The organism is Photorhabdus heterorhabditis (genome assembly GCF_018448905.1).
Classification (GTDB): domain Bacteria; phylum Pseudomonadota; class Gammaproteobacteria; order Enterobacterales; family Enterobacteriaceae; genus Photorhabdus; species Photorhabdus heterorhabditis.
The window spans coordinates 99,853-120,017 of the sequence record NZ_RCWA01000011.1; the positions used below are offsets into that span (position 1 = coordinate 99,853).

General features: G+C 42.5%; 21 protein-coding genes and 4 pseudogenes. 20 read left to right on the forward strand and 5 right to left on the reverse strand.

The genetic code is table 11. From position 1 onward, the window contains the following. Window positions 1-2 precede the first annotated feature (2 nt). Together EAE89_RS09405 and EAE89_RS09410 are read right to left on the reverse strand one after the other, a co-directional pair. Entirely contained in the window at window positions 3-434 is a 432-nt protein-coding gene (locus EAE89_RS09405) for a tripartite tricarboxylate transporter TctB family protein (protein WP_054480196.1), read from the reverse strand. A gap of 18 nt (window positions 435-452) precedes the next feature. Further along, window positions 453-1,433, reverse strand: coding sequence for a Bug family tripartite tricarboxylate transporter substrate binding protein (locus EAE89_RS09410; RefSeq protein ID WP_214085713.1), 981 nt, complete (start codon window positions 1,431-1,433; stop codon window positions 453-455). Between the two features lie 495 nt (window positions 1,434-1,928). Here EAE89_RS09410 and EAE89_RS09415 point away from each other — a divergent pair, with 495 nt between their 5' ends. From EAE89_RS09415 to EAE89_RS09435, 7 genes and pseudogenes are all read left to right on the forward strand, one after another. Further along, on the forward strand, window positions 1,929-2,570 hold the full coding sequence (locus tag EAE89_RS09415; protein WP_054480194.1) for a DUF7424 family protein: 642 nt from the start codon (window positions 1,929-1,931) through the stop codon (window positions 2,568-2,570). A gap of 527 nt (window positions 2,571-3,097) precedes the next feature. Beyond that, entirely contained in the window at window positions 3,098-3,745 is a 648-nt protein-coding gene (locus EAE89_RS09420; protein WP_072161904.1) for a DUF4431 domain-containing protein, read from the forward strand. Further along, window positions 3,746-3,830 (forward strand): annotated as a pseudogene (locus EAE89_RS24360) (hypothetical protein); the annotation flags it as partial. Next, window positions 3,818-4,039 carry a hypothetical protein gene (locus EAE89_RS24365; protein WP_152912011.1) on the forward strand — a complete coding sequence of 74 codons (222 nt, stop codon included), beginning with the start codon at window positions 3,818-3,820 and terminating at the stop codon, window positions 4,037-4,039. The pseudogene EAE89_RS24360 and the gene EAE89_RS24365, both read left to right, overlap by 13 nt. 55 nt (window positions 4,040-4,094) lie before the next feature. After that, window positions 4,095-4,271 (forward strand): annotated as a pseudogene (locus EAE89_RS23570) (hypothetical protein); the annotation flags it as partial. Further along, a complete protein-coding gene (gene tctD / locus EAE89_RS09430) occupies window positions 4,256-4,924 on the forward strand; it encodes a transcriptional regulator TctD (RefSeq protein ID WP_054480192.1) in 669 nt (222 codons plus the stop codon). The pseudogene EAE89_RS23570 and the gene tctD, both read left to right, overlap by 16 nt. Beyond that, window positions 4,921-6,342 (forward strand): annotated as a pseudogene (locus EAE89_RS09435) (sensor histidine kinase N-terminal domain-containing protein). Before tctD ends, EAE89_RS09435 begins: the two are co-directional and overlap by 4 nt. Here EAE89_RS09435 and EAE89_RS09440 read toward each other — a convergent pair. Beyond that, window positions 6,323-7,237, reverse strand: coding sequence for a DMT family transporter (locus EAE89_RS09440; protein WP_214085714.1), 915 nt, complete (start codon window positions 7,235-7,237; stop codon window positions 6,323-6,325). The pseudogene EAE89_RS09435 and the gene EAE89_RS09440 overlap by 20 nt on opposite strands. A gap of 270 nt (window positions 7,238-7,507) precedes the next feature. Here EAE89_RS09440 and EAE89_RS09445 point away from each other — a divergent pair, with 270 nt between their 5' ends. The 13 genes and pseudogenes from EAE89_RS09445 (at window position 7,508) to EAE89_RS09500 (ending at window position 18,249) form a co-directional block, all read left to right on the forward strand. Continuing rightward, window positions 7,508-7,792, forward strand: a complete 285-nt coding sequence (locus EAE89_RS09445) for a colicin Z C-terminal domain-related protein (RefSeq protein ID WP_054480189.1) — start codon at window positions 7,508-7,510, stop codon at window positions 7,790-7,792. A 92-nt stretch (window positions 7,793-7,884) separates the two neighbouring features. Then, a complete protein-coding gene (locus tag EAE89_RS09450; RefSeq protein ID WP_054480188.1) occupies window positions 7,885-8,280 on the forward strand; it encodes a hypothetical protein in 396 nt (131 codons plus the stop codon). 87 nt (window positions 8,281-8,367) lie between these two features. After that, a pseudogene (locus EAE89_RS24530) lies at window positions 8,368-8,508 on the forward strand (helix-turn-helix transcriptional regulator); the annotation flags it as partial. An 89-nt stretch (window positions 8,509-8,597) separates the two neighbouring features. After that, a complete protein-coding gene (gene pdxB / locus EAE89_RS09455; RefSeq protein WP_214085715.1) occupies window positions 8,598-9,725 on the forward strand; it encodes a 4-phosphoerythronate dehydrogenase PdxB in 1,128 nt (375 codons plus the stop codon). A gap of 56 nt (window positions 9,726-9,781) precedes the next feature. Further along, window positions 9,782-10,792 (forward strand): aspartate-semialdehyde dehydrogenase, encoded by a 1,011-nt coding sequence (locus tag EAE89_RS09460; protein WP_214085716.1) that lies wholly within the window; start codon window positions 9,782-9,784, stop codon window positions 10,790-10,792. A 41-nt stretch (window positions 10,793-10,833) separates the two neighbouring features. Then, on the forward strand, window positions 10,834-11,625 hold the full coding sequence (gene truA / locus EAE89_RS09465; RefSeq protein WP_235525490.1) for a tRNA pseudouridine(38-40) synthase TruA: 792 nt from the start codon (window positions 10,834-10,836) through the stop codon (window positions 11,623-11,625). Window positions 11,626-11,671: 46 nt separating this feature from the next. After that, entirely contained in the window at window positions 11,672-12,361 is a 690-nt protein-coding gene (locus EAE89_RS09470; RefSeq protein WP_214085717.1) for a DedA family protein, read from the forward strand. A gap of 101 nt (window positions 12,362-12,462) precedes the next feature. Continuing rightward, on the forward strand, window positions 12,463-13,407 hold the full coding sequence (gene accD / locus EAE89_RS09475; protein ID WP_054480183.1) for an acetyl-CoA carboxylase, carboxyltransferase subunit beta: 945 nt from the start codon (window positions 12,463-12,465) through the stop codon (window positions 13,405-13,407). Beyond that, window positions 13,400-14,698, forward strand: a complete 1,299-nt coding sequence (gene folC / locus EAE89_RS09480; RefSeq protein ID WP_214085718.1) for a bifunctional tetrahydrofolate synthase/dihydrofolate synthase — start codon at window positions 13,400-13,402, stop codon at window positions 14,696-14,698. The genes accD and folC overlap by 8 nt, the downstream gene beginning before the upstream one ends. Further along, window positions 14,688-15,377: a cell division protein DedD gene (gene dedD, locus EAE89_RS09485; protein ID WP_149617436.1), complete on the forward strand. Its 690-nt coding sequence runs from the start codon at window positions 14,688-14,690 to the stop codon at window positions 15,375-15,377. The genes folC and dedD overlap by 11 nt, the downstream gene beginning before the upstream one ends. Window positions 15,378-15,579: 202 nt before the next feature. Continuing rightward, entirely contained in the window at window positions 15,580-16,086 is a 507-nt protein-coding gene (gene cvpA, locus EAE89_RS09490; RefSeq protein WP_149617437.1) for a colicin V production protein, read from the forward strand. A gap of 14 nt (window positions 16,087-16,100) precedes the next feature. Continuing rightward, the gene (gene purF, locus EAE89_RS09495) at window positions 16,101-17,618 is read left to right on the forward strand and encodes an amidophosphoribosyltransferase (protein ID WP_054480179.1); all 1,518 of its coding nucleotides are present in this window, start codon (window positions 16,101-16,103) and stop codon (window positions 17,616-17,618) included. Window positions 17,619-17,664: 46 nt separating this feature from the next. Then, window positions 17,665-18,249, forward strand: coding sequence for a UbiX family flavin prenyltransferase (locus EAE89_RS09500; RefSeq protein WP_054480178.1), 585 nt, complete (start codon window positions 17,665-17,667; stop codon window positions 18,247-18,249). Here EAE89_RS09500 and EAE89_RS09505 read toward each other — a convergent pair. Then, complete coding sequence (locus tag EAE89_RS09505) at window positions 18,230-19,144, reverse strand: TIGR01777 family oxidoreductase (protein WP_054480177.1); 915 nt, start codon at window positions 19,142-19,144, stop codon at window positions 18,230-18,232. The genes EAE89_RS09500 and EAE89_RS09505 overlap by 20 nt on opposite strands. A 127-nt stretch (window positions 19,145-19,271) precedes the next feature. Beyond that, entirely contained in the window at window positions 19,272-19,892 is a 621-nt protein-coding gene (locus EAE89_RS09510; RefSeq protein ID WP_054480200.1) for a glutathione binding-like protein, read from the reverse strand. Between the last annotated feature and the right edge of the window lie 273 nt (window positions 19,893-20,165).

Genomic DNA, 20,165 nt, shown 5'->3' on the forward strand with positions numbered 1-20,165 from the left:
CGTCAGTTAAGCCAGTTGCCAAGAGGCAGGGTTACATCAAGTAAGTGATCAAAGGCGAAATAGAGCGTGATGCCAAGGAACACCCCGGAAATGATTGCAGCAGGCAGTGGAGCGTTAAATAACAGCGCTACACTGCATGTCAGCAGAGCGGTAGCCAAGGGAAAGCCCAACCACTCAAACGTCCAGCCATAAATAACTAAAGAGACAATCATTAACATCAGGCGATAGATAATGGGGGTATTAGGCCAGTTGCTCTGCTCTGGTTTTCTGAAAAGCAGCAGTAAGGCACAGATAGCCATTAAAGACAGAATGGCGATAGGAAAAGGTCTGGGTCCCAGTGGTTCATAAGTGTATTCGCTCTGAATTCCCCAACCGATAACTAGCCCAATGGCACAGAGTATCAACCAGATAGTAGCAAAAATACGATCGCTCATGATGATAGTCGCCTCTATTTATTTAGCTAATCCGAAAGCTCTGGCTTGTTCACGATACTGTTCAACCTGTTTTTTCACATAGTTGTCCAGTTCTTTGCCGGTCATATTGAACTCAAACAATCCACGGAGATCGCGTTGTTTTTTGAAATCATCTGTTTGTTGTAGTTTGTTAAAAGTATCAACCCACCATTGGTATTCTTCATCAGAAACTTTTGGCCCCATATAGAAACCGCGGATAATCGGCCATACCAGATCATAACCCTGCTCTTTGGCTGTAGGGATGTTGGCTAAATTACCGTCCAAGCGTTTATCCGCGTAAACAGCCAGAACACGGATCTTGTCTCCATTCAGGTAAGGCACCATCTCACTCAGATCACCGGAAACAGCTTGAATATGATTACCCAGTAGAGCAGTGACTGGTTCACCACCGCCCTCAAAAGCAACATAACGCATTTTGTGAGGATCAACACCAACCTCTTTTGCCAGTAGTGCTGTTTTCATCCAGTCCTGACTGCCGATAGAGGCGCCAGCGCCAAACACAATGCTGTTTGGATTTTTCTTGAAAGCATGCATCAAGTCATTCAAGGTGTTATAAGGAGAATCAGCTCGGACTGCAATCATTCCGTAATCAGTCCCAACACTTGCCAGCCAGCGAACATTATCAACGTTATAACGACCAAATTTTCCCTGAGATAGATTGAGCAGAGAGCCACCGGAAAAGGCAACAATGGTTCCCGCTTCAGCAGGTCGCTGCGCAACAATGGCGTTATAAGCGACGGCGCCAACACCACCTGGCATGAAAGTGACGCGCATAGGTTTACTAATCTCTTTGGTTTCCAGTAATGAAACCTGCACCAGCTTGCAGGTCAGGTCAAAACCACCACCGGGTTTTGCTGGAGCAATACATTCAGTCCTGCTAGGTGCACTGGCAGCAAAAGCATTGCTTGTACTAAATAGTAAAATGGTTGCTGCTAATGTTTTGATTGTTATAGTTTTCATTTATTTTTTCTCATAGATACCCGTGTAAGAAACAACCACTATAAACAGACTTGGTTGACTTAATTGATAATAACAAAACCTTTCATTTACCTTTCATTAACAAAAAAAGTTGCTGATATGTGATTTCAATCTCTTAATTTGCGTAGCGTTTCGCATTAATGAGTTAACAAATGGCTACAGGCTTTCTTTTTGGTTTTGGTTTGTTGTAAGTTTTTAGTGGTTAAATGTTGTAGGTAGAGAATCTTATATTTTGCCAAGGAAATATGATGCGGATGACAACTATTTATTTATGCGATATGTTCAATATACCCAATAGATTTCAAGCCGCAGGGCGGCGGCAAGTGAACGCATCCCCGGGAGCATAGATGACTATGTGACACTGGGGTAAGTGAACGCAGCCAACAAAGCAGCAGCTTGAAAGATGAAGGGTATAGACAATTTATTGAATATAATTAAATTAATTTTACCCTGATGAAGTTTAAATTTGAGGAAATGATGAGAAAATTGATTCTTTGTAGCGTTATGGCTTTTGCTTTAACAGGATGTAAAACAGAACTAAGCACTTCAGTATCTGTTAGCGATCTTTTATCTGAACAGGTAAAGGTAGTGACATCTGATTTATTGGTTGAAGTCAGTGCTTGTGGTGATTATCAAGATTCTAGGCAGCCCTCAAAATCTCTGTTAGAGGCTCAGGCAAAAGTACCGGATATTTTTACCAGTGCGGAATATGTAGAATGTTTCAGAAAAGATATGGATTCATTTGCTCATTTTAAAATCCCTGTAAGTGTAGGGAACTCAAATGATAATGGTTCTACTAAGGGAATTCACCTTTACGGTAATAATGCAGATATTTTGGCGATCAGCATACCCAAAGAGATGAAGAAAAAAATTAACAAGGCAGATAGTTCTATTGCAGCAAAAACTAAAATCTCAATTAACGTTAAGAACGATACAGATAAGATTTTGAACATGACCGGTTTATCCGTGTTCCTTAATGATAAAAATCCGATGGTGATATCGAATTTCGGTTTGAAAGCTGGGAGTGAAATAAAATTAACTTTGTCCAATGTGTCTGTTGCATCTGCATTAGATGAACGTTTTGATTTCACACCTGTACTAATGGCAATGCCTGAGTAAATAGAAAGGTGATTTTTTTGCTACTGCTAGGTTTATTGTAAATAAAACATCATAAAGCAGAAAAATAAATAGTAATCTAAAAGATATATACCCAATGGATTTCAAGATGGATCGAGACGGCAAGGGAGCGAATCCCCGGGAGCATAGCAAACTATGTGACCGGGGTGAGTGCAGCCAACAAAGAGGCAACTTGAAAGATAACGGGTATATACCCAATAGATTTCAATTTGCAGCGCGGCGGCAAGTGAACGCATCCCCGGGAGCATAGAGAACTATGTGACTGGGGTAAGTGAACGCAGCCAACAAAGCAGCAATTTGAAAGATGAAGGGTATAGTTGATAAATAAGATAAAATCATTAGTGAATCACAGATATTAAACGTAACTGATTAAGGGAGAAGGAATATGAATTAAGAAAACCCTCTTATTAACGGTACTGTTTTTTCTGTTTTTGGTATCGCTGCGGACTACTGGAAAGTCTCTTCTATAACTAGAGCTTACTTTGAATAAATTTTATAGAGGGTGAAAGATGTTAAAGAAAATTGCTGTTACTTTGTTGTTGGTGTCCGCCAGCGCCCATTCCGCGAGTTTTGATTGCACCAAAGCTACCAGTGAAGCTGAGATGCTAATCTGTGCGACTCCTGAGCTATCCCAGTCTGACGATAACCTATATGTTGATTACCTTAGAGCTAAGCAGGCTACTGATAACAGCGTTGACTTCAAAGCGCTGACGAAGCAAAACTGGAAACTTCGCGAGAAATGCACCACTGTTAAATGTCTTCAGGACTGGTATCAGAGATCATTTGAAATGTACAGGCAGATCGCCGCTAATACTATAGAAAACTGCTATAAAGAAAGACAAAAAATCATTCTAGCTGGAACTTTGCTGAGGATTACTTATCCCGGTCCACCGAATTACGAAAGCGTGGAAAATGGGGATACCCCTGAACCTTATTGGGTGTTACAGCCGGATAATCCGATTAAGTGTGCGAAGGGAGCGCCAGACTGGGGTGATCGTAACTTTATGCAACTGGTAGTTCCGTCTGACTTTTATGATGAGTACAGAAGTCTGCTTGGTCACCGCGTGAGTGTAACCGGGAAAATTATGTATGCAGTTAGTGGTCATCACCATACACCACTGATGATTGATAGCCAACGCATTGACGCAGTTAACTAAATTCACAAAGTCACGACGACAATCAGCAAAAATTGCACCATGATTGTCATTGAAGACTTAAAGGTTGCCAACATGCCAAAGTCAGAAATGTGCTGGCTGTGGGCATACATCGAAGGAAAACCGTCTGTTACAAAGTCAGTTGGCGTGTCAGAAATATGGATAAATCCCCAATGGATTTCAAGATGTATCGCGACGGCAAGGGAGCAAATCCCCGGGAGCATAGATAACGATGTGACTGGGGTAAGTGAACGCAGCCAACAAAGCAGCAGCTTGAAAGATGAAGGGTATAGATAATTCTGTGACCGGGGTGAGTGAGTGCAGCCAACAAAGAGGCAACTTGAAATATAGCAGGTATACAGCGAATGCCAATATCAACAGCTTTCGTAACATTTTGGCGGCGTGGCACACCGTGCTTGCCTGTGGAGGAAGGGGGCAGTCAGGCCGTCCGTTCAGGATAATATGGAATTGTATTCTTGGTTATGCTTATAAAATCATGGAGATATCTCTAAAATGCGTCTCTTATTAGTAGAAGATCACCCTGAATTATTGCATTGGCTGCAAAAAGCACTAAGCAGTGCGGGGTTTGCTGTAGATGTAGCGAGTGATGGCATAGTGGCTGATCAATTATTGCAGACAGAAAACTATGCATTGTTGATTTTAGATGTTGCTTTGCCAAGGCTGGATGGTCTTTCACTATTGGTTCGTTTGCGTAAGCGAGGGCAAAATTTGCCGGTATTATTATTAACGGCTAAAGCCGATGTTTCTGACCGGGTAAAAGGGCTCAATTCTGGCGCTGATGATTATCTGACTAAGCCTTTTGATTTACAGGAATTGGAAGCACGTATCCGGGCGTTACTTAGGCGTAGTACAGGTATTCCACAGGAGATTCTGGCATTTGGTTCCCTTGTTTATCAGGATGAAGGTTATTTTATGCTAAATGATGAACCATTAGCATTAACTCCACGTGAGCTTTCAGTTCTGACAACATTATTCCATCGTCGGGGAAGACCTGTTTCTAAGCAACAGCTCTTTGAACAAGTATTTGCACTGTCAGATGAAGCGAATCCACAAAGTATCGAACTTTATGTACATCGGGTTCGGAAGAAATTATCAGGTAGTAATGTAGGGATTAGCACGCTACGGGGGTTAGGTTATCGTCTAGAGTGCCAGAACGAATGAGATTACTCAAAATACCAAAGTCATTGTTTCATCAGTTGCTTTTGTTTTTCGGTGTTCCACTGTTTTTATTAGGTGGTCTATCTGTCTATACCCATTATTTTAGTGCGAAAAATGCGGCGACATTGGCCTATGATCGCACGTTATTGGCATCTGCCCGCACAGTGGCAGAGCGGCTGACAGTTGAGAATAACCGATTAATTGTTGATGTACCTTATGTAGTCTTGGATAGCTTTGAGCGAAATATGAATGATCGACTTTTCTATCAGGTGTTATCCCCTCAGGGAAAAACAATTTCTGGTTATGATGATTTACCATTGATACCTGAACATGCGCTTCGATCTAATTTATACACGGCTTTGGTTTATTTTTATGATGCTGAATATCATGGTCAACCTATCCGGGTCGCTGCATTTTATCAGCCGATCAATGAAGGTGGAATCATGGGTATGGCGTTAATATTGGTCGCTGAAACAGTGGCTTCACGTCATTATCTTGCACAACAATTATTAATATCATCGTTGATGAGCCAAGGAACGGTTGTTGGGCTAACTTTGATTCTGGCTTATTTTTTGTTGAAACAATTACTTAAACCACTATATAGACTTTCCGGTGTTATGGTTCGTCGTTCCGCTAATGATCTGACTCCGTTACCGGACATGCTACCGTGGTCGGAACTTTCCCCGTTATTACATGCGATTAATCGCTATATAGAACGGCTGAAATTGATGGTTAGCCGGTAAGAGAGATTCAGTGCGGATGCTTCTCATCAACTCAGAACACCATTAACGGTATTAAAAACTCAGGTTGCGGTAGCACTTGCCAGTAAAGATCCTGAACAGTGGAAAGAAAGTTTACAGGCCATCGATAGCACATTGGATAGTACGATTTCTCTGACAGACCGTTTATTGCAGCTTTCTCGTTTGAAAGCGCATGAAAAAGAGGCCGTTCAGGATTATAAACCAGTCAATTTAGTTGAATTGTTGCAACAGGCGTGTTTTTCGCGTTTGCGACAGGCTGAAAGTAAGAATATTGATTTAGGTTATGAAGGGGAAAATACTCAATGGATAAAGGGAGAACCTGTACTACTGACAGAAATGTGCGCAAATCTGTTGGACAATGCGATTAAATATACTCCGGAAGGAGGAATGGTCACTGCCAGAGTTATTATTAGTCCTTGTAAGACGTATTGCTATTTGGAAGTAGATGACAGTGGACCAGGAATTGCTGAAGAAGAAGTCAGTTTGTCACTTATGGCTTTTAATCGTCTTGATAATGCCGCAGGACATGAAGGCGCAGGATTAGGATTGGCTCTGGTAAAAGATATTAGTATTTATCATGGCACTCATCCCCAATTACTACCCAGCAAAACACTGGGCGGTTTACTGGTAAGAATTCCTTTCAGGTTTTCTGATGATTAATTTCCTGAGATTTTGCTGTCTTAGGTCTAATAAGCGGAGTACGAAGTTGTTGTGCCAGCACAACACCTAGCAAGGTTATGCCACCGCCGATCAGGTGATAGCTGTGCATTTTTTCATGCAGAACCAGAATAGCGATAATAGCTGTGAATACTGGGGCCAGATTCATAAATATGGAAGTAGTATTAGCGCCAAGTTTTATGACACCTTGTATCCATAAATAAGGTGCGAGGATTGAGGCTGGAATACCTGCAAATAAGACTAACGGAATATTGTTAGCATTTAATTGAATATCTTTTGTCAACAGGAAATTTGGTAGTAATAACAGGACCGCGAAAGCAATTTGCACATATAGGGATTGCCAGTTTGGTAACGGAATAGACCAATGTTTAGTTAATACGCCATATAGAGCATAGGAGACAGAAGCAAGAAACATCATCAGTTCACCACGGCCTAAACCGTGTTGCAGTAATGATAAGGGATCACCGGTACTGACCAGCCAAACTAAACCAAACAGAGATAAAACAGTACCGAAAGCAATACCAACGGTGGGGATAACACGTAAAACAAATATACTGATAACGACAGTTAAAAGAGGAATAAGTGAGTTAAGAATTCCCATAAATGTTGCGCTGACACTATGCGCAGCGTAATAAGCCAAGCTTTGATAGAGCACCATACCCAGTGCACCAAGAATTAATAGCTTCCACCAATATTGGCGGATAGTTTTCCATTGGCGAATAACAGGTAGTGCAACAAAAGGAGTTAATGTGAGAAAGGCTAGGAGCCAGCGGTAAAAAGAGATTGCAGCGGGATCAATAGCAGTGGTAGCAGCTTTACTCACCACGGCATTGATCGACCAGATTAGGACGGCTAGAAACGGGAAAAACATATTCATATAGATGAGTCGCATTGAGAGAAAAATGGGAGCTTAGTTTAACAGTGTTTGATTTATTATATACCCAATAGATTTCAAGTTGCAGTGCGGCGGCAAGTGAACGCAGCCAACAAAGCAGCAACTTGAAGGATGAAAGGTATATCTATAAATATCATACAAAACATAAATATAAATTATAATAAATGAAATTCTTATCTATACTATAGAGGAGCTATTTGAAAAATTGTTGTTTACCAACATAACTAACTTTTTACATTTAAGGAGTTAAATATGCCAGCAGCTCAAGCTTACGCTCCACCTGGTTTTTGGGGGCCTTGGATCGATTTACAAGGATGGTTCGGCAACAGCCACAGTGTTAGATATTCTTTTGATACAGAATCACAGGCTCCATCTACTTTTTCCGTGGAAATACGATATGTAGATGAACCAGCACTAAAAACCATACAAACTATAGGTCCTGGTAATTATCTGGTCCGTAGTAACGGAGGGATAGGAGTAGATAGAATAAGGTGTAAAAGTCATTCTATAGGGCAAAACATTAGAATTACTTGGTAATTTATTTTAATGTAATGCTAATTACAGCCTTACTTGAGTTTTAAGTAGGGCTTATATTATGTGAAATTGTTCAATATTGTAGGATCGAAATTATGAGAAGTTTATTGGTTATTATGTTACTTCTATCTGTCATAACAGGGTGCTCCAGTAATCCAGATAAACAAGTACAAATAGAACAAGGGCTGAAATTTGCATTTTCATCCGGTGATAAATTTATTTTAACTCAAGCCTGTACAGCTCAAATCGATTATTTAGGGGCAGATGAAAGTGGCAATAACCAATTAGCAATAGTGGTGAAAAAAGATAAACCCTGTTTTCCCCACCTTGATACTTTAATCAATAAAAATGTCGGCTCCCAAGTGACAATATCGTTTAAAGGTATACCTATTATCTCGAATACTATCCAAACTGCCTTAGGTCCTTCATTCAGAATGTCGATAAAAGATACAGAGCAAGCTATGAATATTGTGAATGCGTTAAAAAATTAAATAGTCATCAATTTTTCATTAAGAAAATCAACAGCATCATAGGACATGGCTTAAAACCTTTATACGTAGATTCTGGTTACTTGTGGTTTATCCATTATCTCTTTGCTAGAGCTGGTAAAAACCGTCAATGAAGTCGCTTTTGATGTCGGTTACAGCTCATCTTTTGCTTTTATTGCGATTTTTCAGCAACCGGCAGGTACTACACTGGATAGTTTCAGAAAAAGTTAATAATAAAAGAAACTGTCATTATGGGTTTTGTTATGATTAAGTGGCAAAATAGCAGGCTATGCCCGTTTTATGCCACAGGATGGAATTAAGTGAAGATTCTGGTTGATGAAAATATGCCTTATGCTGAGCAACTGTTTCAGCAATTGGGGGATGTGCAGGCTATTCCGGGGCGTCCGGTGCCGGAAGATGTACTGGATCATGCTGATGCATTTATGGTCCGCTCAGTGACTAAAGTTGATGAAAAATTGTTGAAAGGTAGCACGATAAAATTCATCGGTACGGCAACGGCGGGTACTGACCATGTAGATCAGCGGTGGTTATCTCAGGCAGGAATCGGGTTTTCTGCGGCACCGGGATGCAATGCTATTGCTGTGGTTGAATATGTCTTCTCAGCGTTAATGTTGCTGGCAGAACGTGACAATTTTGAACTCAAAGATAAAGTTGTAGGGATTGTCGGTGTTGGTAATGTTGGTAGCAGGCTGGCAGAACGGTTATCCGTCCTTGGCATCCAGATACTCTTATGTGATCCACCAAGAGCTGACAGAGGGGACGTGGGTGAATTTTGGCCACTAGAAAAACTAGTCAAAGAGGCTGATATTCTTACATTCCACACGCCACTCAATAAATCAGGTCCGTATAAAACACATCATTTGGTGAGTACTGAATTGTTGTCAGCTTTACCGGATAACCGCATATTGATTAATGCCAGCCGTGGCGAAGTTGTTGATAATCAGGCACTGCTTGCTGAGCTGGAATCTGGTAAAAAACTCAGTGTTGTTTTAGATGTTTGGGAACCGGAACCTGATTTATCTCTGCCATTACTGGAGTTAGTTGATATTGGTACACCGCATATCGCGGGATACACGCTTGAAGGTAAGGCTCGTGGTACCACTCAGGTATATGAGGCTTACTGCGAATTTCTCGGTCAATCCGATAAAGTTGCCTTATCTGATTTGTTGCCTGAGCCAGATTTCAGTCGTATTACCCTACAGGGAAGGGTGACTCAAAGCACACTGAAACGGTTGATACATTTAGTGTATGATGTGCGCCGTGATGATGCCCCGTTACGGCAAGTTGCTGGTCAGAAAGGTCAATTTGATCATCTGCGCAAAAACTATTTGGAACGTCGGGAATGGTCATCTTTGACTGTGTGTTGTGATAATAAAGAGAGTGCCGAGTTGTTAGCTGCTCTTGGTTTTAGTACAGAGCTGATTTAATCCGTGTAGAAATATGTCTACATGCCAGAAAGAAAAATAAGGTGGAGAAAACCAACATGTCAGAAGGTTGGAATATTGCTCTGTTGGGTGCGACAGGTGCAGTAGGTGAAGCGATACTGGCGTTATTACAGGAACGTCAGTTTCCTGTTGGTGAATTGTATCCTCTTGCCAGTGAACGCAGTGCTGGTGAAAATTTGCGTTTTAATGGTAAAAATTTAATTGTCCGTGATGCCGCTGATTTTGATTGGTCGCAGGTACAGCTCGCTTTTTTTGTGGCTGGAATGGAAGCTACGGCACAATATGCTGAAAAAGCGGCGGAAGAAGGCTGTTTGGTCATTGATAGCAGTGGATTATTTGCTATGGAACCGGATGTGCCTTTGGTTGTTCCAGGTGTTAACCCTCATGCTTTGGCGGATTATCGCAATCGTAATATTATTGCTTTGGCAGATAGTATGACCAGTCAGGTACTGACAGCGATAAAACCGCTGGTTGATGCGGCTGGAATTGCACGTTTGCATTTGACCAATCTGTTCTCTGTTTCTATTCACGGTAAAGCGGCAGTTAATGAATTAGCTGGACAGAGTGCCCGTTTACTAAATGGTATTCCACCAGAGCCGGGCCGCTTCAGCAAACAATTGGCGTTTAATCTTTTGCCGTTGCTGACGGATGCTGAAGGCTCAGTGAGTGAAGAGCGCCGTCTTGTAGATCAGGTGCGCAAGGTTTTACAGGATGAAGGATTACCGATTTCAGTCAGTTGTGTCCAATCTTCTGTTTTTTATGGCAATGTTCAGGTAGTCCATTTGGAAACATTACGTCCGGTTGGTGTGGAAGAAGCCCGCGAGGAACTGGAACGGATAGTTGATATTAATGTCTCAGATGAAGGTGATTATCCAACACCGGTGACAGAAGCGTCTGGTAATGATTTGTTGAGTATTGGTTGCTTGCGCAATGATTACGGAATGCCAGAAGTATTGCAGTTCTGGTCTGTAGCCGACAATATCCGTTTTGGTGGCGCGTTGATGGCTATCGAGACAGCCGAAAAACTGATGCAGGAGCAATTTTACTGATGTTTGGTACAGAACAAACAGAATCTGTGCCAGGTTCAAAAATGAAAATTGCGTTGGGAGTTGAGTACGATGGCAGCCAGTATTATGGCTGGCAGCGCCAGCAGGAAGTGAAAAGTGTTCAGGAGTGCCTTGAGCAGGCATTATCAAAAGTCGCCAATGAACCTATATCAGTATTTTGTGCCGGTCGAACTGATGCTGGAGTACATGCAACAGGACAGGTCGTTCATTTTGAAACGTCTGCCCAGCGCAAGGATGCAGCATGGACTATGGGCGTGAACGCACATTTACCACCGGATATTGCTGTTCGTTGGGTGAAAATAGTGGATGAGGATTTTCATGCCCGTTTCAGTGCTACAGCCCGGCGGTATCGTTACATTATTTTTAATCATCGTTATCGTCCGGCAGTGTTGGCTAGTGGAGTGACACACTTTCACTATCCACTGGATGAAAAACGGATGCATCAGGCAGCGCAGTGTTTGTTGGGTGAAAATGATTTTACCTCTTTCCGTGCCGTTCAGTGCCAATCCAAAACTCCTTGGCGTAATGTGATGCATATTAATGTCAGCCGTCATGGGCATTACGTGGTAATGGATATTAAAGCCAATGCTTTTGTACACCATATGGTACGTAATATTGCTGGGAGTTTGATGGAGATTGGTTGTGGTAATCAGGATATTAACTGGATGGCCCAGTTGCTTGTTTTAAAAGACCGGACGAAAGCGGCTGCGACGGCAAAATCGGCAGGATTATATTTAGTTGCCGTTGATTATCCGCAGTTTGACTTGCCGGAATCTGTTATAGGGCCTCTGTTTCTGGCAGATGATTTGATTTAACGTTTTTAGTTGCCGACATGGATGTTTTGGTATAACGGAGAATATTATGGAATTTTTTACTCATTTATTTGATTTTACTAAGTTTATCATTGATTTTATTCTCCATATTGATATTCATTTGGCTGAACTTGTCGCACAATATGGTAACTGGGTGTATGGCATTCTGTTCTTGATTTTGTTTTGTGAAACAGGATTAGTTGTCACTCCGTTCCTGCCGGGAGATTCACTTTTATTTGTTGCGGGTGCTTTAGCTGCTTTAGATTCAAACGATCTAAATGTGCACGTCATGGTAGCGTTGATGATTACTGCGGCCATTATTGGTGATGCGGTGAATTATGCTATTGGCCGCATTTTTGGTGAGAGGTTGTTTACAAATCCGGATTCAAAAATTTTCCGCCGTAGTTATCTAGAAAAAGCGCATGAGTTTTATGAAAAACATGGTGGGAAAGCAATTATTTTAGCGCGATTTGTACCGATCATCAGAACATTTGTGCCATTCGTTGCTGGCATGGGTAAAATGTCTTATCGTCATTTTGCTGCTTACAACGTGATTGGCGCACTGGTTTGGGTGCTTTTATTCACCTATTCTGGTTATATATTCGGTGATATGCCAGTGGTACAACAGAATTTGAAACTGTTGATTGTCGCTATCATCTTTATCTCAATCCTGCCGGGTGTAATTGAAGTTTGGCGTCATCGTCGTGCGGTGGCAAAACAGAAAGCGAATAACTCGTAACAGGTTTGAGCAGTTTTTTATCCACACTGTAATAGCATTGTGGTTTAATGGCACACAATAACAAAACTGGCATAAGCCAGATTCAGACGGAAAGATCATTAATGAGCTGGATTGAAAAAATTCTTAATAAAAGCAACATTACCCAAACCCGTAAGGCAAATATTCCTGAAGGGGTTTGGACTAAATGTGATAGTTGCAGTCAGGTGCTCTACCGTGCTGAGTTAGAGCGCAATCTTGAGGTTTGTCCTAAATGTGATCATCACATGCGTATTTCAGCACGTACCCGGTTGGAGACTTTTCTTGATGAAGGAACAACAACTGAATTAGGTGGCGAATTAGAACCGAAAGACATTTTAAAATTCCGTGATTCTAAGAAGTATAAAGACCGCATATCAGCAGCACAGAAACAAACGCAAGAGAAAGATGCTCTGGTCGTGATGAAAGGTACCTTGGATGGTATGCCAGTTGTTGCAGCTGCCTTTGAATTTGCATTTATGGGCGGTTCAATGGCTTCTGTTGTTGGTGCCCGTTTTGTCCGCGCAGTAGAACAGGCGTTGGAAGATGATTGTCCTCTGGTTTGTTTCTCTTCCAGTGGCGGCGCTCGTATGCAAGAAGCGTTGATGTCACTGATGCAGATGGCAAAAACCAGTGCTGCTCTGGCAAAATTGCAGGAACGTGGTTTGCCTTACATTTCTGTGATGACCGATCCGACAATGGGAGGGGTTTCAGCGAGTTTGGCAATGTTGGGGGATATTAATATTGCTGAACCAAAAGCATTAATTGGTTTTGCGGGGCCTCGTGTTATTGAGCAGACAGTACGTGAGAAATTGCCGCCAGGTTTCCAGCGCAGCGAGTTTTTGTTGGAAAAAGGCGCAATTGACATGATTGTTCGTCGTCCTGAAATGCGTAATACTCTTGCCAGTTTGCTTTCTAAACTGACTCATCAGCCGCAACCAGGCGCTCAGCCGATTGTTGCTGAATTTGTGGCAGAACCCGCTGATGTTGATGCGGATATTCAAATAAGTACTAATAAAGAAGATGTCTGACACTTTGCAAATTCCTCAAGCCACGTCGTCATTGACGGCGTGGCTTTCCTATCTTGGAAGCCTGCATACTAAAGCCATTGATATGGGGCTTGAGCGTGTGGGGAAACTTGCCCGAATCCTGGAACTGGTGAATCCTGCACCTAAGATAATCACAGTATCTGGCACTAACGGTAAAGGTACCACTTGTTGCACTATCGAATCTGTTCTGCTAGCGGCTGGATTGCGAGTGGGTGTTTACAGTTCTCCTCATCTTGTATGTTATACCGAAAGGGTACGTATTCAGGGTAAGGAGTTGCCTGAACAGGCATTTTGCCGTGTATTTGCAGATATCGAATCCCGCCGTGGTGAGATTTCACTGACTTATTTTGAATATGGCACATTAGCAGCCTTGCAATTGTTTAAAGAAGCTTGTCTGGATGTTGTCATTTTAGAGGTGGGTTTAGGTGGCCGGTTAGATGCGACAAATATTGTGGATGCTGATATTGCAGCTATTACCAGCATTGCACTTGATCATACTGATTGGTTAGGAGCAGACCGTGAGCATATTGGCTATGAGAAAGCGGGTATTTTCCGTAAAGATCATTTTGCCGTGGTTGGTGAACCGGATATGCCATCTTCTATTGCGGAAGTCGCTGGTGAATTAGGCGCTAAGCTATTTTGTTGTGGTACTGACTGGCGATTTTCCAAACAGGAGAAAAGTTGGTGCTGGCAATCTGATGATATGCTACTGAGTAATCTGCCTTTGCCGAATGTGCCTTTGATGAATGCAGCAACTGCGCTGGGAGTGATTTGTTGTCTATTGCGACAGGATGATAAAGTCAGTCAGGCTATTAATGAGCGGGCAATTCATCAAGGGCTGCAAAATGCACAGTTGCCAGGGCGTTTCCAAATAGTTCGTGAACATCCATTGTTAATTTTGGATGTGGCACATAACCCACATGCTGCGGCTTATTTGGTACAGAAACTGGCTCTTTTGCCCCGTCAACCAGATAGTAAAATTCTTGGTGTAGTGGGTATGCTTGGTGATAAAGATATCGCCGGCACACTGGCTTGCCTATCACAGCAAATTGATGAGTGGTATTGCGCTCCTTTGACTGAATTGCGTGGTGCGGATGCACAGACACTGGCTCTGCATCTTAAACAACCGCAGGTATTCACTGATGTGGAAAGTGCTTGGTATCAGGCAATGGCAGATGCTGATGAACAGGATATCGTTGTAGTTTGTGGTTCATTCCACACGGTCGCGCATGTCATGGAGGCTCTGGATAGGGAGAAGGGAAGTGGCAAGTAAATTTCAGAATCGTTTGGTCGGTACAATTGTATTGGTAGCACTAGGGGTCATAGTGCTACCTGTGTTGTTGGACGGCAATAAGAAATACAACGAAGATAAGTTTGCATCAATTCCCTTGGTTCCTAAGCCTGGGGATGAGCAGGAGATTGAATCTATTTCTCCCCTTAATTCAACAATATTATCCGTCCCTCTGGAGGATGAGACAGAGGTATTGCTGCCAGAAACGTTAGAACAACCGGAAATACCGCTGGTAACGGTTCCGCCACCGCCAGCGCCGATAACACCTCCGGCTGTTCAGCCAGAAGTGAAACCTAAACTACAGAGTAAGCCTGAGCAAAAAACAGATCCTAAACCGCTAGTGTCACCGGAGCCTAAAGCCAAATTAGAGGTTAAACCAGAGTCAAAAATTGAAGCGAAGCCAGTTGAAAAAGCACCGCAGGGACAAGCTTATATCGTACAACTTGGTGCTTTGAAAAATGCAGGAAAGGTAGATGAAATAGTCGCTAGACTGCGTCTGTCTGGCTATCAAGTCTATACTGTTCCTTCGTCTCCAGTTCAGGGGCAGTTGACCAGAATATATGTTGGTCCAAATGTTTCCAGGCAACAACTCGAATCGGCGTTATCAGACTTGAAAAGTCTGACCGGGTTACAAGGGCAGGTAAGAGGTTATAAGCCGTAATAAGGCTGTCATTGCTTATGTGATGAGTGGGTAACCATCATGAAATCAAGCAGTAAATATTAGGTGACTGCGGCGATGATGATTTCTCCATATCGCCGCTAATTATTTTCAGTGGAACAGGAAATCTGCTACGCAAACGTTTTCGTTTTCTGTTAGAATGCGCCCGAAACGGATGCCGGGGTGCCTATTTGGGATTTAAAACATGGTCTGGATTGATTACGTTATTATTGCCATTATTGGCTTCTCGGCATTGGTTAGCCTGATTCGTGGGTTTATTCGAGAAGCTTTGTCACTGGTCACTTGGGGATGTGCTTTCTTTGTAGCAAGTCACTTCTACATTTACTTAGCGGCTTATTTTACCCGTTTTGAAGATGAGTTGGTGCGTAACGGAATTGCTATTACGGTTTTGTTTGTTGCTACTTTGATTGTCGGTTCTGTGGTGAACTATGTGATAGGTTCTCTTGTGCAACGGACTGGATTGTCAGGTACTGATCGGGTGCTGGGGATCTGCTTTGGGGCGTTGCGTGGTGTGCTGATTGTCGCGGCTATTCTATTTTTTCTGGATACATTCACACCATTTGCTCAAAGTGAGGATTGGAAACAATCACAATTGATCCCACAGTTCAGTCATATTATCAGGTGGTTCTTTGACTACCTGCAAAATGCGTCAAGTTTCCTGCCGGAGAAATATACCTCTCCGCTTGGCTGATGAGGAAAAACTACATGTGCGGTATTGTTGGTATCGTTGGTTTTACACCGGTTAACCAGTCGATTTATGATGCGCTGACGGTGCTTCAGCACCGTGGGCAAGATGCTGCTGGCATTGCAACTATTGATGGTAACAATGGGTTCCGTTTACGCAAAGCTAATGGTTTAGTGAGAGATGTGTTTGAAGCTCGGCATATGCTGCGTTTACAGGGAACAATTGGGATTGGTCATGTACGCTATCCGACAGCTGGCAGCTCTAGTGCATCGGAAGCTCAGCCATTTTATGTCAATTCTCCATTTGGTATCACATTGACACACAATGGTAATTTGACTAATGCTCATGAGTTAAAGAAAAAACTGTTTGAAAATGCCCGTCGCCATGTGAATACCACGTCAGACTCTGAAATTTTGCTCAATGTTTTTGCTAATGAATTGGGGCATTTTCAGCATTACCCATTGGAGCCTGATAATATTTTCGCTGCGGTAGCGGCATTGCATAAGCAAGTGAGTGGCGCTTATGCCTGTATTGCGATGATTATTGGACATGGATTGGTTGCTTTCCGCGATCCGCATGGTATTCGTCCATTGGTTTTAGGCAAGCGTACTTTGGATGATGGCCGCAATGAATATATGATTGCTTCTGAAAGTGTTGCATTGGATACGCTAGGTTTTGAATTCTTGCGGGATGTTGCATCAGGTGAAGCGGTTTATATTACAGAGAAAGGTCAGTTATTTACCCGTCAATGTGCTGAAAACCCTTCTTTAACTCCATGTTTGTTTGAATTTGTCTATTTAGCTCGGCCAGACTCTTTTATTGATAAGATTTCGGTTTATAATGCCCGTGTGCGCATGGGACAGAAGCTGGGGGCAAAAATTGCCCGTGAATGGGAAGATTTGCATATTGATGTGGTTGTCCCAATTCCTGAAACTTCTTGTGATATCGCTCTGGAAATTGCCCGTATACTGGGTAAACCCTATCGGCAGGGATTTGTGAAAAACCGTTATGTTGGTCGTACATTTATCATGCCTGGGCAACAGGAGCGTCGGAAGTCAGTCCGTCGTAAACTGAATGCCAATCGTGCAGAATTCCGTGATAAAAATGTCTTATTGGTGGATGATTCTATCGTTCGTGGTACAACGTCGGAACAGATTGTTGAAATGGCTCGTGAAGCAGGAGCGAAGAAGGTTTATCTTGCTTCGGCAGCGCCGGAAGTGCGTTTTCCAAATGTTTATGGCATTGATATGCCGAGTGCAAATGAACTGATCGCTCATGGGCGTGAGGTTGATGAAATTCGTCAGTTTATTGGTGCTGATGCGTTGATATTCCAGGATTTAACTGATTTGGTTGCGGCTGTTCGTGAAGAAAATCCGGATATTGAAGAGTTTGAATGTTCAGTTTTCAATGGTATTTATGTCACCAAAGATATTGACCAGACTTACCTTTATTATCTGGAAAATCTGCGTAAAGACGATGAAAAGGAACTGAATAATCAGAATGAAATTGAAAACCTGGATATCTATAATGAAGGTTGATTACCTTTGGATTTAAATAGCAGCCCGGTGTCAGCATGAGGAAAAAATGAAAAGATTGATAGTGGGGCTTACGGGAGCAAGTGGAGCTATTTATGGCGTCAGGCTACTGCAAGTTTTACAACCAGTTGAAAATGTAGAAACACATCTGGTCATTAGTCAGTCCGCTCGTCAAACGCTGGCGCTTGAAACAAATTATGGTTTACGGGATGTTCAGGCGCTGGCTGATGTTGTGTATGACAATAGAGACATAGCCGCTGCTATTTCTTCAGGTTCGTTCAAAACGTTGGGCATGGTCATTTTACCATGCTCAATGAAAACTCTTTCAGGCATTGTCCACAGTTATACTGATGGATTAGTGACCAGAGCAGCAGATGTTGTATTGAAAGAAGGTCGTAAGTTGGTGCTCGGTGTGAGAGAAACGCCATTGCATTTAGGGCATCTCCGGCTGATGACTCAGGCCGCAGAAATTGGCGCTGTAATTATGCCGCCAGTTCCTGCGTTTTATCATCAGCCTAAACAAATTCAGGATATTATTGATCAGACGGTTAATCGAGTACTCGATCAGTTTGATATTGAGTTACCTCATGATCTATTCACCCGTTGGCAGGGGGCTAAAGGTGTTGAGATTTAATATTAAGTAGATTTTCAAAAGCTTCTTTTAGCTGAAAATAGCGGAAGCCAAATCCCGCCTGCTCTAATTTATGTGGTATTGCCTGTTGTCCGCTCAGTGTTAATACCGCAGCCTCTCCCATCAGTAATTTCAGCACGAAAGCAGGTATCCGGATAATTGCAGGGCGTTTCAGCACTTCCGCCAGTGTTGCGGCAAACTGATCATTATGTACTGGGTAAGGGGCAGTCATATTAAAAGGGCCGCTTAATTCGGGAGTCATCAGCAGGTAATAGATGCCATTCACCATATCATCAATATGAATCCAAGGGAGATACTGTTTTCCGCTACCCATAGGGCCGCCAAGCCCAAGACGAAAAAGGGGTAACATTTTTTTCAGTACTCCACCATTTTTTGCCAGTACAACGCCAGTACGCAAAAGACAAACACGGGTTTTATCACTAGCAGCCTGTAATGCAAGTTGTTCCCAGCGTTTACAGAGTTGATGAGTAAATTCATCATTGGGTGGATCATTTTCTGTAACAACGGCTTGATTTTGATCTCCGTAATAGCCTACGGCAGAGCCGGAAATAAATACCTCTGGTGGTGTTTGACTGGCATTAATTAGCTGGCTGATATGTTCTGTTAATTCCCAGCGACTTTGGCACAGTTTCTCTTTTTGAGTTGGAGTCCAGGGCTTGTTTGCTATGGGTTCACCAGCAAGATTAATAACAGCATCAAAATCGTTGAGATCTGTTTTATCTTTCAGACTGGTCCAACATTCAGCCTGTTTACAGAACAGAGAATAAACTTTCTGAGGTGAACGGCTCAGAATGGTAATGGAATGAGATAGGGAAAGAAGCTGGTAAACCAAGCGGCTACCAATTAGCCCTGTTCCTCCGGTGATTAAAATACGCATAGCCACTCCTGTAACCTAAAGTTGATATAAAAAACTATAGCAGGGATGTAAGGGCTGATGGTTAAAGATACGGCTATCTGTTAACGTGATCAAGTTTTGCGGGGAAATAATTACCCCGCAAACAGAATTAGGCTTTGTTGTATGCTGTCTGAGTGGCGGGACGTTGACTGATAATATCAAACCATTTTTTGACTGCTGGATAATCATCCAGATCAATATTTTGATATTCATGGGAACGCGCCCACGGATAAGTTGCGATATCAGCAATGCTGTATTCCTGACCACCCAGATAGGGGTTTTTTTCCAATTGGGCATTCAGAACCTTATACAGGCGTTTTGTTTCTTCCTGATAACGGTTAATCGCGTAAGGCACTTTTTCAGGTGCGAAACGATTAAAATGGTGATTTTGCCCCAACATTGGGCCGAAACCGCCAACTTGCCAGAACAGCCATTGTAGGCTTTGAATGCGTTCATGCATATCTTTGCTAAGCAATCTCCCCGTTTTTTCAGCAAGATAAATAAGGATGGCGCCGGATTCAAAAATGGTAACAGGCTTGCTGCCATCGGCTGGCTGCTGATCAATAATAGCCGGAATCTTGTTATTAGGAGAAATTGCAAGAAATTCAGGTTTGAATTGATCCCCCGCACTAATATCAATCCGATGGAGATTATAGGGAAGGCCGGCTTCTTCAAGGAAGAGTGTGATTTTGTGACCATTTGGCGTTGGTGCATAGTACAGATCGATCATAGAGCCTCCGATAGAACGTAAAATTGTATTACACATTATCATTAGGTTATGCAGCATGTAATATACCTGTTATCTTTCAAGTTGCCTCTTTGTTGGCTGCATTCACTCACCCCGGTCACAGAGTTCTCTATGACATAGTTATCTATGCTCCCGGGGATTCGCTTCCTCGCCGTCGCGATGCATCTTGAAATCTATTGAGTATAAGTAATTGATGTGATATTTGCATGAATAATATATTTGTATGTTATCATTAACCTCTTTATCGTTCCTTTT